A 17291-nucleotide genomic window follows, 5' to 3' on the forward strand; every position below is an offset into this window, starting at 1 on the left:
GGTTTGCTCAAGGATTTAATGGACACACGCAGAAAAATCAGGTGGCGGGGGCAGATCGCCCTCGTAGTCGGGAATCTCGGCTTCTGGCGCGGGCAAGGGCTCTAAATCGGCAGGTGGCGCTGCGTCCGGCGGATTGTATTGTTCGCTACCGCCTGCCTGCGGGTTGGCCAAATTGCCTACGGCCTGCAAATTTCCGAGATGCGTGAAGGGCGTCTGCATCCGGAAAGTGGCCTCGGCCGTGAGCGGAAAGGTATTGCGTAACCGATCCTGCAATCCTTGCGCCCCAGCAAAAGCACCCTTGCTCCCTGCATCGCTGCCCACGGCACTGCCGTGCCCGGCATTGGCGGCATCAAAACGCGCGAAAAGCCTGTCGATAAAGGGCATGATCATGGGGTGATGATAGGTGACACGAATCTTGAGCAGATTGGCGTCCTGGATGCTGAGGCCGCTTTGCCCGCCCAATGCGGTCTTGCGATACCCCAGCTGGCTTTCGGGAATCCCCCACCCCCAGTTTCCACCGGGGGTCAGGGCCTGACCGGTCTTGTCGTCCAAGGGGAGACGGCCAAATTCCTTGTGATCGGCCAGCGCCTCTTTGGTGGGGCTCAAAATCTCAATAGTCGCCGTTCGGGCCGCCACCTCGGCACGCAGACGCGCCTTGGCCAGATCCGCAACACCCTGCCCGTGGGTATAGAGAGGGGTCAGTCCCCTCGCCAGACCTTCACGAATCTCGTTCAGGTCGCCACCATGCAGGGCACCGGCGCGGGCCGCCTCTTGGGTAGCGACTTCCAGTTGCAGGCGCGCCTGGTAGAGAAGGCTGGCCTGCAAACTGCCGAGAATCAGCAGCAGGACGATGGGAATACTGATCAAAAACTCCACTGCCCCAGCGCCGGCCTGTGACGGGGACCGCGATACCTGTCGCATAGATTTCATTGGCTCCCTCCCTTGTTCCTGAAACTTCCAATTTCCTGACGGTTACAGCACCCCTGACCCAGCGCTGCGCCACTCCAGGCGCTGGCCGCTTAAAAGCTGCCAGCGTTCGATGGCGCCAGCCGCCAGTTCGATCGTGTCTCGTACCCCGCGTACCCGTGGCCAGGCATACTGCCAGGGACGAAGTCCGGCGCGCAGACCGAGAATCCTGCCTGTACCATCGAGCCAGACGATATCGATGGCGATGCGCATGCCCCACATATGTACGGCGCTACAGGGGCGCAGCCAGAGTGCCTCGTCGTCGGCCAGACCACGTCTTCCCAGCAATCCGACTGCCCGGGAAAGTGGATCGCGGGCCAAGCGGGCGCGCGGCCAAAGACAGTGATCCTCCCGCCAGATCCCTCCGCGCTCGCTCATGTCGCCACCTCCTGCACATATTTCATGTAGATGACAAAGGCGAGCACAATGAAGACGATGGGGAAAATGAACATGACCAAGGGTGCCAGGAGCTTTACCGGCGCTTCCAATGCGGCTTTCTCTGCGCGCAAAAAGCGCTCTTCCCGACGCTGCTCCGCCTGTGCCTTGAGTACCGGAGCCAGGCTTCCCCCGCGCTCTTCCGACTGAATGATGGCGGTGACCAGACTGCGCAACTCCTGCATCGCTACGCGCTCGCCAAAACGGCGAAAGACTTCTATGCGCGGCATACCCGAGCGCAGATCCCGCAAAATGATGCGAAATTCGTTGCGTAATGGCCCTTCCGGTCCTTTATCTACGGCAATCTGGATGGCGCCCGTCAGATTCAGCCCCCCTTCCACCATCAGGGTGATAAAGTCCAGATAGACGGGCAAATCCTTCAAAATTCTCTTCTGCCGTTTTTTGGATTGTTCCACCAGCCAGAGATCAGGGTAAAAGCTGAAAAGCAGCACCCCGAGCAGGGTGAATTCCCAACGGAAGAACCCGAGAGTGGCATAGACAAAAAGTGCGAAGGCCAGGGGCAAAAGCGCCGACAAAATCTTGAGCGCAAAGAAATCGCGGGGGGTGATGAGATAATGGAGACCAGCCTTTTGAATACGGGGGGCACTGCGGTAGACGAGCTTGTCGGGCAAAAAGCGAACGATGGTGGAATCCACAAAACGCACCAGAGGCCAAATCTTGGCCAAGCCCTTGGGTAAGGGATCCAGATACTCGCGCGGCACTTTATCCACTGCCTGATAGAGCAGGGAAAAGCCGTAGATGCCCGCCCCCACCACCAGGGCAACCAAAAGCCCGACGAGGAGAAAGGGAAGCTGTCCGGAACTGCCTGCCAGAGCAAGCAGGGTTCGTTCACCAAAATAGACCAGCAATAGCAGCGCGAACCCAGCGCCAAGCAACGCAACCAACCACGCCTGCCAGGAACGTATGGACATCGTTTTACACCTCGATACTGACAATCTTGCGGATACCCCAGTACCCGAGCAGTTCAAGTACCAGGGTAATGCCCAGCACTCCCCATCCCTTGTAGGTGTTGAAAAGAGCGCCGGTGGCAGCCGGCTCGATGTGCAGCAGTGCGAGCACAATGAGCACCGGCAGGGCGGTCATGACCAGGCCCTGCAATTTTCCCTGGGAGGTCAGTGCCTTGATTTTTTGCTCCATCATCAAACGCCGACGAACGGTTTCTCCCAGGCGCTGCAGGGTATCCGCAAGGTTGCCCCCCACCTCCCGATTGATGCGCAGGGCGGAAACCACCAGATCGAAATCCTGCGAACGGACACGCATGGCCAGATTCCCCACAGCGTCCTCGAAAGAAACGCCCAGGCGTTGTTCCCGAACGACCAAGGAAAGTTCCTGACTCATGGGGGCACTGAGATCCCGGGCCAGGCCCTCGAGAGTCTGCCCCAGATTGGCCCCACCGCGCAGAGCCGATGCCATCATGAGCAAGGTGTCGGGAAGTTGCTGGTGCAAGCGGTCGAAACGCCGCGCCTTGAGGTAACCGAGCAGCAGCCGGGGAGACACCGCCACCAGCAACGCTACGGCAATCACCAGGGGCAATGAGGGTATCAGCAGGTATATTAGCAGCGGAATCAGCAGCAAGGCACCCAGATTCAGGCGCCAGAGCAGACTGGGATCAGCAAATAGAAACATGTCCGCCAGACTGCTCTTGGTCGTCTGGGTAAAGGTCGCCCGCTGGCGGGCCAGGACCATACGTGCGCCCTGGACAAGAACAAAGAACAGTACCCCTACGGACAGGAAGACCAGAGCAGCAAAGCCCAGCTCAGGACCGTTCATGTTCTTCCTCCAGGAAAATACTCGTATCTACCGGCAAGCCACGAGCCCGCATCTCCTCGTAGAATTCCGGCATGCTCCCACTGGCGCGGAAGCTGCCCCGCACCTTGCCGTCGGCCCCGAAGCCCTGCTGCCGGTAGCTGAAAAGTTCCTGGAGCTGAATGACGCCGCTTTCCGTACCAGTGACCTCCACTATGGCCGTGAGCTTTCGGGAACCGCAGGAAAAACGGGTGATCTGTACGATAATGTCGATAGCTGAGGCAATCTGCTCGCGAATGGCCGCCAGGGGCAGCTCCATGCCTGCCATCATCACCATGACCTCCATACGGGAAAGCATGTCGCGGGGGCTATTGGCATGGGCGGTGGTCAGGGAGCCATCGTGGCCGGTGTTCATGGCCTGCAGCATGTCCAGGGCCTCACCACCACGACACTCACCAACCACGATACGGTCGGGGCGCATACGCAAGGCATTGCGCACCAGCTCGCGGATGGGAATGGCGCCTTTCCCTTCGACATTGGCCGGGCGCGCTTCCATTGATACCAGATTCGGTTGATACAGTCGCAGTTCCGCCGCGTCTTCAATAGTCACGACCCGCTCCCGCGGCGGAATGTAGTTGGAAAGGACATTGAGCAGCGTTGTCTTGCCCGAGCCGGTGCCTCCGGAAATGACGATATTCTTGCGCTGTTCGACAGCCACCCGCAGGAATTCGGCCATGCGCGGCTCTACCGAACCAAAGCCGATGAGATCCTCCATCTGCAGACGCTTTTTGCTGAATTTCCGGATGGTGATATTGGCGCCTTTCAGCGCCACGGGCGGTATGACGGCGTTGACGCGGGATCCATCGTGAAGTCGCGCATCCACCAGGGGTGAACTCTCGTCAATGCGCCGACCGATGGGAGCGACGATGCGATCGATGATGTGCCGCACGGCCTGTTCACTACTGAAAACCGTTGGCGCAGGCGCCAGACGCCCGGAGCGCTCGATAAAGACCTCGTCGAAGCGATTGACCATGATTTCCGTAACGGTTTCGTCGGCGAGCAGGTCTTCCAGAGGCCCCAGACCTACGGCCTCATCGACCACCTCTTTGATCAGACGCTCTCGGTCCAGCTCTGGCGGCAGGCGCATGCCCTGTACCACTTCACTGGCGAGCTGGGTGACCATGCGCTGCAGCTCCTCCCGGCTCATACTGCTGAGATCCAGCCGACGCAGGTCCATCTGCGTGCGCAAGCGTTCCTCGATCCCCTGACGCCACTGCATCCAGCGCGGATCGACGGGCAGCGCCCGAGGCAAATCCGGCTCTGGCGCAGACTGGGCCTGGGCCGGGACGAGAACTCGCTCGGCACCTGCCTCCTCCGTGGGGCTCGTCGGAGAGGATGGCAAGGTACTTTGCGAGGCTTCCCGTTCAACCCGAACCGTCACCCCAGCCACTTCGATAATATCCCGGTCGCTCAGAGGACCGTACCATTTAACCCTCTCCCCATTGACGACGATGGAGCCGAGTGCGCCTACGGCCTCTGCATGTACGCCATCCTCTCGCTGCACGAGCCGCGCGTGTTCTTTGCCGACGTTCCAACCCTCCAAGCGTAGATGCGCATCGGGGGAACGCCCCATGACGCAGACCCCGTCATGGGGCTGAACGGGCAGTAGTCCGTGCTTGTGATGCTGTGCGACGACACGAAACATGTCCTACTCCTTGGTCGACGGATCGGTGACAGTCGGGTTGGGGCGCGGCTGCGTTACCACCAGCGGCGGCTGAGGGTGCGGTGCCGGCAGCGCTTGCGTTTCGGGATACGGCACGCGCGAGCCAAGAGTGTTATCCACCGCGCCCAGGATTGGGGAATTTTTGGGCAAGGTGTTCTTGAACTCGTCTTTCATGCCGACCGCTCGCGAAACCTGACGAATGTTCTCAAGCGAGGCAGGCGATACCACGCGAGGAGTCACCAGGATGACCAAATCGGTGCTGCCGGCCTGGAAATCTGTCGATTTGAAGAGGTTGCCCAGAATAGGGATATCTCCGAGCCAGGGCAGCTGAGAGGCACTCTTGGCAGTCTTGGGGTTCACCAATCCCGAAATAACCATGGTCTGACCGTCCCCGACATTGATGTCGGCCTCACTGCGCCGGGTGAGAAAACCAGGCACGTTCAGGCCGTTCAGGACCACACTGGTGCTCGGATCGATGTCCGATACATCGGCCAAAACGTGCATGGTAATATTGTTGTCGTCATCCACTTGGGGCTTGAAATCAAGCTGGATACCGTAATTTTTATAGGTGACGTTTTGAAACGCCGCCGTACCCGACGCCAGCGCCTGCAGAATGGGAACCTGCCCGCCCGCCAGAAACTTGGTTTCGCCGCCGCTGCGGGTACTGAGTTGCGGGTTGGCGATTTGATACGCGTCGCCTTTACTCATGGCCAGATTAATTTTGGACAACATCCCGGTGATGATTCCAACATTCGAAACGCCAGCTATGGGGCGAGCCAGATTGGTTAAATCGATTACCCCATCCAGGCCCGGAGGCGTAGGCGTCAAGCGAATCCCGGTCCCAGCGACGGGCGGTTGAGTGAGATCCTGGCCCAGGGGAACCAGGGGCACATTGCGCGGGCCAACAAAATCTTTACCATAGCCAACGAAAGGACCAGCAATCTGCTTCGTCCAGTCGACACCCAGATTCTCCAGTGCCGTTTTTTTGATTTCTAGAACATTGACATCCAGCCAAACCATTTTTTCCATCTTGAAAGGTGCCGGGCTGGCCAGAACGATGGTTTTGGGATAGAGAGTCTGCAGCTGCGTGATCCGGGCCAATAGCGTAGCCGGCAGATTTTTTCCGTCCATCACGACGTGGTCGCCAACAATGCGGACTGTGACAGGCGTACTGCTGTTGGTGAGCAGCTCCCGCATTTCGGCGGCAGCACGACCCACGTTTTTTGGCGCTACCAACACACGATAGGCATCCTCTCCGCCATCCTTGAACCACACCCGAAGACTGGTTTCGCCTTCGCCATCGCCGAGCAACAGCAATTCCCTGCCGTCGACCACGGTAGTGCTGAGCACCTTGCCATCCCCAACCGCTACGCGCTTCACCGGCTTGGTGGGTATCACCCGCACTTGGCCGGCGTACAGGTCCAGGGTGGGATCCTCTGCGGCCAAGGCGGGAGCAGCCAGCAGAGTACTGATAAGAACAGGCAACAGTTTCTTACCCAATAACATGAGGTTTCCTTTGTGCAGAAGTTAACGGGGGAGAAAAGGCCGCGAAGCGTCCACGGGCGGCAGCAACTTGTCTATCTGAACTGGACGCGGTATTGCATCGCCAGAAGCAGAGACTTCCTGACGAGCAAGACCTTGCTGTTTCTGGCGTGATCCATCGGCCAGGCGGCGCAGCCCACTGATGTCGAGGCGCTTGTTGACCTGGCCGTTCTGACCCGTACCGCCAACAATGTACTCGATGGAATCGGCGGCATAGAGCGGTCCGCCTTTGCGATCGCGAATTCCCAAGATATCGCGCACAGTGTAGACCTTGTTGGAAGCGGCCACCTGAGAATCATGGCTACGCAGCACGAGCTGCAATTCCCCCAGTCGCTTCGCAAGAACCAGCTTCTGAATCTGCTCCGGCTTCAGCTCCACGGTCACGGTGTTAAATTGTGCCGGTTGTCCCGTCATGGCGGGATCATTGTTCATATTGGCAGCAGAATCGGAGGCTACGGTGCGTGTCCCCGTCGCAACAATTTTGAGATCCCGCTCGAGGAATCGCACCCCATCTTTGGGGAGCTTGCTCTCTTGCTCCGTGCCTCCAGCACGAAAAATGAGCGGTCCGCCGGTATTGCCAGCCAAACCGGGAAGCGCCGCGGGGCCCTCAAGTGCGTCGGAGCCAGCGGATGGCAACACATCCTGCCCCGCTTTCAAAAAGCGATCCCGAGCCCGAAGCTGCCCGCTACCCTGCTGCTCATCACCTACCGGCCCGGCATAGAACCAGAGCACATCCGCATGGTCGCCAGGCTGCAGCATGCCATCGAGGGTGCTGATGTTATCGACGGTAAAGGTCATCGCCAACTTATCCGGATCAATGATGTCTGCCAGGGTACGCCGACCGCTGAGATAGGAACTCAGTATCGGCTTTCCCTGTAGCAAAGGAACATTGACTCGATGGCCGGCATAACTGTCGAACGTTTCCGGCGTAATGACATCGGCAGGAGCGGTATCACCCGGAATGTTCCGCGCGGCTACCATACCTAGATCCAGAATCGTCCCTGCAGGAATGTCGCGGACGGGCACTACCGCGCGGATCATATTCCCTGCTCTGCTTGCCCTCAGTTGATCCAGCGCCGCTTCCTCGCGAGACCGCAAGGTGTGCACGGCGAGGAAGGCCGCTGCCAGACCAGCCACGATGGCGACGGCCAGAATCAGCCAGCCACCCAGGGCACGGGCCGGCTTTTTTTGCACGTTTCCGGATTCGAAGTCATTGGGGAGTTGCGTAGCCACTTTCCTTCCTTTTTCAGTGTCAATTAACCACAGGCTGGGATGCCGCCCAGGAGTAATCGCTGTAGAAGCCGCGCAGCGCCGCGGAAAGCTGCGTCAGCACGGAGGCGTTGTCTGGCAATTTTCCCGGAACGATTGAGGGGATGGGGGCGAGTAAAATAACAACCGCCGCAAGCAGCACCACCAGGTATTCGATCATCGATTGTCCTCTTTGCGTCTTGCAGATTGCAGTGCTGCTTCTTGCTTCTGGTTTCATAGCTGATCTTCCTCATTTCCTTTTTTGCCAAACGATTACAACCTGTGTCCCCAGCCCGGCATGGGCGGGGAAGGCAATATCCAGACGCCCGTCCGCCCTCGCCAGACTCAGGCGCGTGGAGGCTGTGCTCAACGCGTCCGCCACTTTCCACCCGTGCGCCTGCGCCTGGCGGAGAAACCAGGCACGCAGTTGCGCAACGCTCAGCCCACTTTGCAGCACGAGAACTCGGCCCTCTTTGCCACCGGGGTCCAGCGTTTCGAGATCAGACTGCAGGGCGGTCCCATCGGGCAGAGCGATCGGCAGGGGATGGGGCTCGGCGTGAGCGTCCATCCGCAAGGTAGAAAGCTCCCCCTGGATGTGATTGCCTACCTGTTGCCACTGCGCCGTCTGCGAATAAGGCTCGTGAATACACGACCACAATTGCCTCATGCCAAATGCCATCGCCTGGAAGCTTCCACGTTCTGCCTTGCAACTGCGCTCCATAGCCCGACGGAATTCATCAACGCTCATCCTGCCGCCGAAAATAGCCATATTCACGGGTACACCATTGAGGCGCATTTCTTTGGCCAAAGGCCTCTCGCCCAGACTCTCTGGCAGGGGCCAGAGGGGCAATTCCTCTGCCTGAGCGCAGGACGATAGTGCCGCAAGACCCAACGCCAACAAGGCAAGCAGGCGCATTTTGGCCATCGGATCACGGTCCCGGGTACGGTGGGATCTGCGGATAGGGCTGCAAACGATCGCCAAATTGCTGCTCTGTATCGATTCTCAGCCGGTCGCGGTCTGGATCATTCCAATGCTTTTCAAATTCTTCGGCCAGGTTGCCTAGTGGCCAAGTTGCCAGATAAAAGGCTTGGCCCGCGACGCTGAATGCCACCTTACTCTTCGAAACGAGCTCCTGTGGCTTCATGAACCCATCACGAAGCAAGTGCTCTTCCTCTCCCGGTCCATTGGCCGTCCATAGGTCCGTCAAGATCGCCGCCTGTGCTCTGAACTGCAGTGGATCACCGAGCCCCACCTCGGCAAAAATCCGCTGCGGCAGACCGGCCGCCGATACCGTCACTGCTGCTACCGTCGGTCCGGTCATCTGTAAGGGATTTCCAGCAAGGCGATTGAGGGCGTTGCTGACTCCAGATGTCCAGCCACCGTCGAAGGCCTCCTGCCGCGTCGCCACCGTGATGTTCTGCTCTCGCTGCACCAGTAGAGGCTGCCCGTCGTGCTTACGCAGCAGCGGTTCGGGGCTCGAACCGCTAGCGATCCTTGCAGCCCCGGCACTGCTTGTTACTGCGGTGAGCCGTTCACCCCGCCCCCCAAAGAAGCGGATGGAAACCTCTTTCTGCAGGTCAGCGTCCGACTTGAGAGAAGCCCAGTCGCGTCCAACAGGAGGCGCTGCCGGCGATACCCCCCGCTCCCAGGCGGCATAGCGGGCGGCTTCGATGCTGCGATCCTGCAAATATCCCCATTTGCCCACGCACACTCCGAGGATGAGCAACGGCACGAGCACGAAACCCGCCACCACGACCACCTCTGTCAGGGCCTGCCCCTTCTCACGAGAAGGCCATCTTCCCGTCATCGTAGAGAAATATTCCGTATTTTTTCTGAGCATGTTCTATCCTCAGTTGGACGCCGCCTGATTTTCCATTTGAATCCATGGTTTGGCTAACTTGTCTTCAGCTATCTTTGCAGCCTCTCGGTAACTATTTATCATTTTCGATATTTCCTCCTCTGGGACTCCACTCTTTCGCAACTGCGCTGCAATCTCAGGCCACTCCGTCTTTTCAAAACTTTTTTCTTTTTGTTTTGCATTAGAGAATTTACCTATAATTTCCAAGGTTTTTTCCCGTCGCTGAGGTGAATTGTTCAGTGTATCCAACGTTAAACGCTTATCTACTGATTTCTTATAAGCCGCCAACTGCGCCGGGGTCATTTTACTCTCCTTATCCAGGCGCTCTTTCAGGTGGGCCTTGGTAAATTCTTCGGTCTTCTTTCCCAAGGGGATGATCGAGCTTTGCAGAATGTATCCCATCTTGAGATCACACAGCTGATAGGGACGGTTGGTTTTGGGATTGATCCTTGTTAACCAGTCCTTCGCCAGATCATTGAAAACGACGCAGCGCCAGCCGGTATTGTGTAGTTTCTGCATCAGCTTTTTGTCTTCTACCGATTCTGGATCACCATCATCTTTGCTGGGATCGTCGACGATGATCACTGCGTTGTTCGCGACCTCAGGGGTAACCCGCTGGGTGAAGGTCATAAATTCATCCCCTGCCTTCCAACCCGGAACCTTTGGTGGGGGATTAAAAACGTAGCCTTGCGCTGCTGCGGCCTGGATAAAGGCCTTGTGCAACTGCGACATGGAGCCGGTAGCAACAAACGGCACAACGCGCCAAAAGGTCTGCAGCTGTGTGTATTCCGTCTTTTGGGTCATGTCCCAATGCGGCATAGCATGGCCGGCAAGCTGCCAGGAGACCTGCACAATCCTCCAATGTTCGGTGGACGCAGGCGCAAACAGCATCCCTTGCAAGGCGAGACTCGCCTGCAACGCTGCAGGGTTGAGTACAAAATCGTGCAGGTCATCCGACAACGTGAAGCCCTGGGGCATATCGGACTGGCTGAGCGCACGACAACTCATCAAGGACTTAGCGGTAATTTGCTGAAGCTTGGCCTCCATCGGGCCATTGACGACCGAATCACCCAGGTAGCCAGCGCTGGAATTGTCATGCGCTCGCATACCCTTCCAGTCCAGATCTGCCAACCGCCCCACGTTGTGCCGCATGAGGGCATCTGCCGCCGGGTAGGGATCCATTGGTCCCTGCAGCGATTTCGACTGCAATACCTCCTTGGGCGCCGTCGGTCTGGCCAAGAACTCCTTAAACCCATTTTGCCCGTGCTGGCCCGATGCATCCGCTGCCAAAGCCGCAGGACCACCATACAAGGCGGCGAGTAGAGTCAGCACTCCTACCGATCTTTTCCGCAAAAAAATCATCTGTTACTCCGTAGCATTCAAAGCAAGTACCTGCGCCTTCTCAGTGGTATTGAGATCCACCAGACGCGCGGTCCAGAAGGGACTAAAAAGATTCGCCCGCTCATCAAGGCCATCGCTTCGCGGCCAAAGCGATTGCGGCCGACGGAAATAGACCTGGGCCGCAGCGGCGGCACGCACGCCTTCGTTGCGCCCGGCACCTTTGCTCTGTAGGTGCATATTCAGCCAACCCAATTTTGCATTGCTTGCATCAGGATCATGGCTGATACCGAGAGCCGTTGCTGAGTCCCGGACCTTAGCGATGGGGAGGTCCACGACGACCAAGTAGCGGGGGGCGCTGTCGGTCATGTCTTCGCGCGGGCGATTGCCGTTCCATTTCAGGTCGCGGTAGCGAGCAATGCCATTCGCCTCACGGGTGTCTGCACGCCCAACTCCCGCGTCGGGAAAGTAGTCCGGTGCAAAACGATCGGAATCATCCCGCACTATTTTATACATACCGCGACTATCCCTTTGCCAAGCAGATTGATAGACGGCACCTGTACGGTCCATTACAGATTTCTGATCCCCAGCAATTTGTGGGTCCACGTAAGGGTAGCGCCAAGTGCGGTTGGTATAGTCCGTTTGGTAGTACCGGAAACTGCTTTCGCTAGGCAGGGACCACGCCCCACCCCAGGCCCATGCATCATTGTATATCGTCTTCTTTTTGATACCGGTCCAAGTGATTGTACGAAACCATAAATAAGTATTTACGGAATCCGCTCCCGACCAAACGTAGCGTCCATCGCTGTTCAGACTGAGTTGGCTGCCACCACTTTTGTGGCTACCAACGCCAGCAATCCACAGTGAGAAGTTAAATAGCCCGGGGCCAAAATCATGATCACGGTCTCTGGTAAACGCTTGGCTACCCTCATTGATCATGCTGGCCATACGCGCACGGCCGCCCGGATCCGACCCGTTGGGGTCCGCCTTGCCGCCCCAGGTAGTGACGAAGCTTCGCCGAGCATTCCAATAAGGGGCAATAGTTGCCGTATATCCGGCAGGGGTATAATTCAGAACCCGAGCGTCGGGTCCGGCGTTGAGCTTGACGACCTGCTCAACGGTCTTTTGCACGGCCCCGTTCGGGGTGCTCACCGCCAAAGCCAAATTGAAGGCTTGAGATGCCCCCGAATATACAGCATCCATAGTATTCGCTACGGGTATGAAGACCCCGGCATAGAAAGTACCAGCAGTTTTTACAATTTTTGCATTAGCTTCAATTCCTTTCTGATACGTACTAATAAGTTGAGATAACCACGTACCAATATAGGGGATAAATTGGGCCAAAGTTTGGTATGGCTGGAACAAGGTATGAATGTTCTCCCCCACTCGCCCCACATAGCGCGACCAGGAGAGAATGCTTACCGCCTGACCGATGGCGATCTGGTTGCTGAGCATGGCGCGATTGAGGTAGGCGTCGAGATTCATCTGCCGGGCCTGCAGCTCCATGGCGCTGAAGGCGGCAGCATCGGCAGCGTTCTGTACCTTGAGTTTGTTGGCGGTGACCTGGCCCGTATTGAAAACCAGCAAAACGCCCGCGATGGCTGCTGGTATCAGCAGCAACGCAAAGAGCGCGGCCTGACCGGACTCCCGACTTTTGCCAGAGCGTGTCCTCTGGCGAAGCTTGCCAAGCTCTGCGTTCCAAGTTACGCCTCGCATCCCGCCTCCCACAAAAATCCCACTAACAATCGCTCGCAATAAAATCACAAATATGAATGTACCCTTCCGTAAGGGCGCGGGTGTTCCACGTCCTTGCGGAAAAATGCGACCGCCGAAGCGGTCGCAAGTAAAAAAATTTGGCTTATTTCAGAGCTGTAGTGGAACTATAATCCCCCATGGTCTTCTGCACTGTGCCTTTGCTGTTTGCAGAGCTAGCCGTACCCTTCGCTGCATTCACGTTTTGGGTGGAATCGCCTCCAGACAACTCATTGGCAATGCCCGCAACTTGGTGGCGCATAGTCTGGCCAAAAAAGGAAAACACCGCGATAGCGGAAATCGCGATCAGGGCGACAACGATAAGATACTCAGTCATGCCCTGACCAGCCTCACGCACAGATTTCTTTACTGCAACGAATTTCTGCTTCATAAAACATCTCCATCAGTTTAGTGAGTTACAACAAGGGATCCTCGCTTACGCAAGACAAACTGCCTTTACCTCTTCTGCAAATCCTTATACGAACTATAGTCAGACATACTTTTGGTCTTTTGAGCATTATCGGCCGCATATTGGGCCTTTTGCTTGGCATATTTCACGCCATACTTGGTAGAGTCCGTTCCCACCAATTCGTGAGCCAAACCGGCTACCTGGTTGCGCATGGTCTGACCAAAGCGCGAAAAGACCACAATGGATGAAATCGCAATCAAGGCCACGACAATCAAATACTCTGTCATGCCTTGCCCAAATTGGCGCTTCGCGCCGATTCGTTTCCTTTGCACTGTTACGCCCCCCCTGACTGAGCATTACCCCGGAAGATGAGATTTCTCTAGTGATTGAACAAACCGCCGACCAGATTGCTGACACCGCGAGACACTTGATACCGAAGTTCCGACTGCGCGGCATCGGTAGCCGTATCCGTGATCTGTCGCACCGGTGCAGGTACAGGCTGATTAGCAGAATTCTGAGAGGGCCCCTGACCCGCTGCCCCCCCCATGGAAGGCGCCGAACCCACGCCCCCGGCGCCTGCAGTTGCCATCGCGGGAGCTCCACCCGCACCCGTCGTGCCCGCCGTCGGCACAAATCCAGGGGTAAGATTGACCACCTCTACGCGACGATTCTTGGCCCGCCCGGCGTCTGTGCTGTTATCGGCCACCGGCTGTGTCGCCCCCAGGCCACGCGTAGCGATCTGTTGTGCGGGCACGCCATCGGCAACCAAGGCCGCTTTCACGGCACGGGCGCGGTCTTCCGAAAGGCGCTGGTTGAATTCCGCCGATCCCACCGCGTCGGTGTGACCGTCCAGCCCAATGGTCCAGTTGGGATGCTGGCGAAGGGTCTGCGCCAACTGCTGGATCTGCGGCAGGGCGTCAGGTCGCAGGGTTGCCTTGTTGTAGTCGAAATGGATGTGCATGGAAAAGCGGCCCTGCTGTGCCAGGGCGCTACCCATCTCCGTTGCCGTCAACAGTTCCCGGTCAGCGGTGACCAGACCGGTCTGCATGGGCTTGGTCTGTACGGCGTAGATGTAGGTTTTCCCAGCATAAGGACCGTTATGGCTACCTACCCATAAATAGACCCAAGTTTGCGAGCCGTTGGGGGAGTCCAGGCGGGCCGTACTCATGCGGCCCCCGCCTGGCCCGAAATAGGTACCGAAATTATCTCCCGCGCCGCGCCAGATAGGGTCAGTATAAAAACTGACCTGGTGGCTATAGCCCTTGGCGATACAGGCATCGTTTGCGCACTGCCAAAGGATCTTGAAGCCCTCCTGCTGCAGGGTCTGCTGGTAGTTGCTCATGATCTCCAAAGGAGAACGGTCCATGGGGTTCTTGTAGTAGATGTAAACCAACTCGCCCTGGACAGGCTGAGACTGGGTCGCAGCCTTGTCGATGAAGGGTCCCAGAGGCATGTTGGCCTCATCAAAACGTATGTGGTCGTAGTGGTAAATGGAACTGCCCGGATAACGATGCAGGAAAGGCAGATCCTGTCCCTTCTCCTCCGCGAAACACGTGCCCGGCAGGAGCAGGACGAGACCAGAAATAATAACCATATAGTTAAGTGACTTATTCATAATTTTCCTCATAAAGCCAGATTTTATTTTTCCGATACGCCTGCCACAGGCAAATCATCAACTCGTCGCGATCCACAACTCCAAAAAGTCTACCGATTCGCGTAATGGATTTGTTAATCTTTTGCGGTTCCGCGGATAGCTCTTGGGCAATCTCTGCGCTGCTCATTTTTCGCATGAAAAGGCGAGCGATATGTTTTTCTTGAACCGAAATCGGGGGGAAGAAGGGCACCTGCAAGGGCAACGCCTCCGTCAAATTTTTCAGTATGACGCCCAAAACGTCTGAAGTCGCCACAGCCTTGAGAGTAAGATCGAAAAAGAAGAAATACAGGCCATTCGCGGATTGTTGTAGACATAGATAGCGTCCGGAACCCATGGCTATGGGCTCTCCCTTGACAACGTCTGCGACAAAACAGCGGCGAAGGAGACTCCGTGCGTCGGACAATTTAGGCCAGCGCGCCTTGGGATAGCGCCACCAGGGATGGAGTCCCCAGGACCGGTCGGGTCCGCGTAGGTAGCGGTAGACGAGGACACGCTGGAGCCCCCATTCCTCAAGGATGGCAACTGGCTGGGGAAAATATTGCCAGCCGCGCGGGGCAACGAGATCACTATCGGTAGGGCTCGAGGTCCCACCCACCTGTAAAGCAGATTCAGGCCGAAACAGCCGAATCAAGTTCGACATGCTACACGCTCCCTTCCTCAAGCCGACCGGGGGCCGATCGGCAATTTTTGATGGGAGCAGTGTAGCAAAGAATTGTTACAGGATTATTAAACCAGGATAAATATTTTTTTCTTTACGAAACAACAGAATAAGAGGATAACAACATCTCTTAGTGTTCAGAAAGCAGAAATGCTGGGGCCACCATCGCCGCTGCCTGCATGTCCGCGTGGTAATACTGCAGGCCCGTCATCTGTTCGGCATCCTTGCGGCGGAAGGCGTCGCGCTCGATCCCCTTGCGCGCCAGGGTGGCACTCCACCAACCGGAGGGATAGGCAAACTGCGGGAAGAACAGGGTATCCACCGCGTCGAAATCGGCGCCCTGCATCCGCCGCTGGCACTGGCGGATGAGATCGGCATGGAGTAGCGGCGACTCGGACTGGGCAACGAGCACGCCCTGCTCGCCCAAGGCACGGAAACACGCCGCATAGAACTCCTCGCCAAAGAGTCCGGCCGCTGGCCCCACCGGATCGGTAGAGTCGACGATGATCAGATCATAGCTGCCCGGTTTGGCATTCTCTGCCCAGGCGATGCCGTCCTGAAAACGGAAACGTGCGCGCGGATCGTCGTTGCGTTCGCAAAGCAGCGGAAAGAAGCGCTCCGCTACGCGCGTAACGCGCTCATCGAGCTCTACCTGCTCGGCCATTTCCACCTCGGGGTGACGCAGAACCTCGCGCAGCGTGCCGCAATCCCCGCCACCAATGATCAGCACCCGCTTGGGCGCCGGATGCGCAAACAGTGCCGGGTGGGTCATCATTTCATGATAGAGAAAGTTGTCCCGGTCGGTAAGCATCACCAGGCCGTCCAAAGTCATCAGGGTACCGAAATGTTCGGTCTCGAAAATCTCGATGGTCTGGTAGGGACTTTGCTCGCGGTGCAAGACCTCGCGTACCTTCAGGCTCAGGGCCGCGCCATGTTCTTCATACCGTTCGGTGTACCAGAGTTCGGTGCTCATGAATCTTCCTTGGCTGGGAATGGGCACCCGAAGTATAGCGAAAGGCGTGGCTAACGCTCCAGCGCTACCACCATCAATCGTCGATGCCCCAGGCCTCCTGCCGTTCGCGAATCCATTCTGCCAGTTCCTTGGCAGGATGAAAGATGGGCAGCAAGCGATGCGCCTCCTCGGCCGCCTGCCGCGCGCGTCGCAACTGACCATGATGCAGGTAGTAGCGTGCCAAATTCATATACGCCAGATGCTGGCGATCGAAATGCTTGCTGCGCAGCGCCTTGCGGATGGGGAAGAGTGCCTCTTCTACCCGACCGCTCTCCATGAGGTATTCCCCGAGGTCATTCCAGGCGATTCCCCATTCCGGATCGAGGCCAATCGCCTTGCGGCAGGCGGCAATGGCCCCATGGACATCGCCGGATTCCGCCAGCGCCCAGGCATAGAAGGTCCAGAACAGGGAGGAATCCGGCTCTGCGTCCAGGGCCTTACGAAAGGATTTGACCGCTTCCGGAAAATGGCCGGTCTGCTGCCAATCGAGGCCCTCAGCAAAATCATCATTGCGCTCAGCCGCGTCCTGAATCAGCTCATAGAGGGAAAAAGGTGCTTCCTGCGAGGTCTTCATAGCTCCTCCAGCGGCCAACGCGCACGCTCCCGCAGCGGATGCAGGGCGGTATTGGCCTTCTCCAGATGGATCGATCCGGCCAGGGCGATCATCGCCGCATTGTCGGTACTGTGCCGGATGCTCGGAAAATGGACCTGCGCCACCGGTGCGAGCGTTTCCTGCAGCTTGGTCCGGAGCAGACGATTGGCACTGACGCCACCGGCCACGATGAGCTCTCCAAAGCCCGTTTGCTGCAGCGCCCGCCGGGTCTTTTCGACCAGGGTATCGACGATGGCCTGCTGGAAGCTGGCGGCCAGATCGGCGCGGCCCTGATCATCCTGATCGGCGAGGCGTTCCGCCTGCAATCGGAACGCC

The 17291-nt window shown here is 57.6% G+C and carries 19 protein-coding genes and 1 pseudogene (1 of these 20 only partly in view); all 20 read right to left on the reverse strand.

Annotated features, from left to right (window positions below):
• Positions 1–15: 15 nt before the first annotated feature.
• A complete protein-coding gene (locus tag ACQAYK_RS11135; RefSeq protein WP_215873315.1) occupies positions 16–930 on the reverse strand; it encodes a TadE/TadG family type IV pilus assembly protein in 915 nt (304 codons plus the stop codon).
• Between the two features lie 42 nt (positions 931–972).
• Positions 973–1344 carry a DUF192 domain-containing protein gene (locus ACQAYK_RS11140; RefSeq protein ID WP_255789753.1) on the reverse strand — a complete coding sequence of 124 codons (372 nt, stop codon included), beginning with the start codon at positions 1342–1344 and terminating at the stop codon, positions 973–975.
• Entirely contained in the window at positions 1341–2333 is a 993-nt protein-coding gene (locus ACQAYK_RS11145; RefSeq protein ID WP_215870790.1) for a type II secretion system F family protein, read from the reverse strand. The genes ACQAYK_RS11140 and ACQAYK_RS11145 overlap by 4 nt, the downstream gene beginning before the upstream one ends.
• Positions 2334–2337: 4 nt before the next feature.
• The gene (locus ACQAYK_RS11150) at positions 2338–3192 is read right to left on the reverse strand and encodes a type II secretion system F family protein (RefSeq protein ID WP_215885791.1); all 855 of its coding nucleotides are present in this window, start codon (positions 3190–3192) and stop codon (positions 2338–2340) included.
• Positions 3179–4873 (reverse strand): TadA family conjugal transfer-associated ATPase, encoded by a 1695-nt coding sequence (locus ACQAYK_RS11155; RefSeq protein ID WP_215870792.1) that lies wholly within the window; start codon positions 4871–4873, stop codon positions 3179–3181. The genes ACQAYK_RS11150 and ACQAYK_RS11155 overlap by 14 nt, the downstream gene beginning before the upstream one ends.
• A gap of 3 nt (positions 4874–4876) precedes the next feature.
• Positions 4877–6397: a type II and III secretion system protein family protein gene (locus ACQAYK_RS11160; RefSeq protein ID WP_215870793.1), complete on the reverse strand. Its 1521-nt coding sequence runs from the start codon at positions 6395–6397 to the stop codon at positions 4877–4879.
• Positions 6398–6418: 21 nt separating this feature from the next.
• Positions 6419–7666, reverse strand: coding sequence for a Flp pilus assembly protein CpaB (gene cpaB, locus ACQAYK_RS11165; RefSeq protein ID WP_215870794.1), 1248 nt, complete (start codon positions 7664–7666; stop codon positions 6419–6421).
• A gap of 19 nt (positions 7667–7685) precedes the next feature.
• Positions 7686–7919, reverse strand: a complete 234-nt coding sequence (locus ACQAYK_RS11170; protein WP_215870795.1) for a hypothetical protein — start codon at positions 7917–7919, stop codon at positions 7686–7688.
• Between the two features lie 12 nt (positions 7920–7931).
• Positions 7932–8606 (reverse strand): hypothetical protein, encoded by a 675-nt coding sequence (locus tag ACQAYK_RS11175; protein WP_226827758.1) that lies wholly within the window; start codon positions 8604–8606, stop codon positions 7932–7934.
• Positions 8607–8610: 4 nt separating this feature from the next.
• Positions 8611–9489, reverse strand: a complete 879-nt coding sequence (locus tag ACQAYK_RS11180) for a hypothetical protein (protein ID WP_483167611.1) — start codon at positions 9487–9489, stop codon at positions 8611–8613.
• Between the two features lie 42 nt (positions 9490–9531).
• A complete protein-coding gene (locus ACQAYK_RS11185; RefSeq protein WP_483167612.1) occupies positions 9532–10902 on the reverse strand; it encodes a hypothetical protein in 1371 nt (456 codons plus the stop codon).
• A 3-nt stretch (positions 10903–10905) separates the two neighbouring features.
• Positions 10906–12363 carry a pilus assembly protein TadG-related protein gene (locus ACQAYK_RS11190; RefSeq protein WP_483168033.1) on the reverse strand — a complete coding sequence of 486 codons (1458 nt, stop codon included), beginning with the start codon at positions 12361–12363 and terminating at the stop codon, positions 10906–10908.
• 81 nt (positions 12364–12444) lie between these two features.
• A pseudogene (locus ACQAYK_RS11195) lies at positions 12445–12594 on the reverse strand (hypothetical protein); the annotation flags it as partial.
• A gap of 142 nt (positions 12595–12736) precedes the next feature.
• Entirely contained in the window at positions 12737–13021 is a 285-nt protein-coding gene (locus ACQAYK_RS11200; protein WP_483167613.1) for a pilus assembly FimT family protein, read from the reverse strand.
• A gap of 65 nt (positions 13022–13086) precedes the next feature.
• A complete protein-coding gene (locus tag ACQAYK_RS11205) occupies positions 13087–13371 on the reverse strand; it encodes a pilus assembly protein (protein WP_483167614.1) in 285 nt (94 codons plus the stop codon).
• 47 nt (positions 13372–13418) lie between these two features.
• Entirely contained in the window at positions 13419–14654 is a 1236-nt protein-coding gene (locus ACQAYK_RS11210; RefSeq protein ID WP_215870799.1) for an OmpA family protein, read from the reverse strand.
• On the reverse strand, positions 14647–15333 hold the full coding sequence (locus ACQAYK_RS11215) for a hypothetical protein (RefSeq protein WP_483167615.1): 687 nt from the start codon (positions 15331–15333) through the stop codon (positions 14647–14649). Before ACQAYK_RS11215 ends, ACQAYK_RS11210 begins: the two co-directional genes overlap by 8 nt.
• 148 nt (positions 15334–15481) lie before the next feature.
• Positions 15482–16324, reverse strand: coding sequence for a polyamine aminopropyltransferase (speE, locus tag ACQAYK_RS11220; RefSeq protein WP_483167616.1), 843 nt, complete (start codon positions 16322–16324; stop codon positions 15482–15484).
• Between the two features lie 73 nt (positions 16325–16397).
• Positions 16398–16937, reverse strand: coding sequence for a tetratricopeptide repeat protein (locus tag ACQAYK_RS11225; RefSeq protein WP_483167617.1), 540 nt, complete (start codon positions 16935–16937; stop codon positions 16398–16400).
• Positions 16934–17291: the 3' portion of a tRNA (adenosine(37)-N6)-threonylcarbamoyltransferase complex transferase subunit TsaD gene (tsaD, locus tag ACQAYK_RS11230; RefSeq protein ID WP_483167618.1), read on the reverse strand. 644 nt of this gene lie beyond the right edge of the window; only the last 358 of its 1002 coding nucleotides appear in the window; its start codon lies beyond the right edge, outside the window; the stop codon is at positions 16934–16936. The genes ACQAYK_RS11225 and tsaD overlap by 4 nt, the downstream gene beginning before the upstream one ends.

It is taken from the genome of Acidithiobacillus sp. AC3, assembly GCF_050261095.1.
GTDB classification, from domain to species: Bacteria; Pseudomonadota; Gammaproteobacteria; order Acidithiobacillales; family Acidithiobacillaceae; genus Igneacidithiobacillus; species Igneacidithiobacillus copahuensis.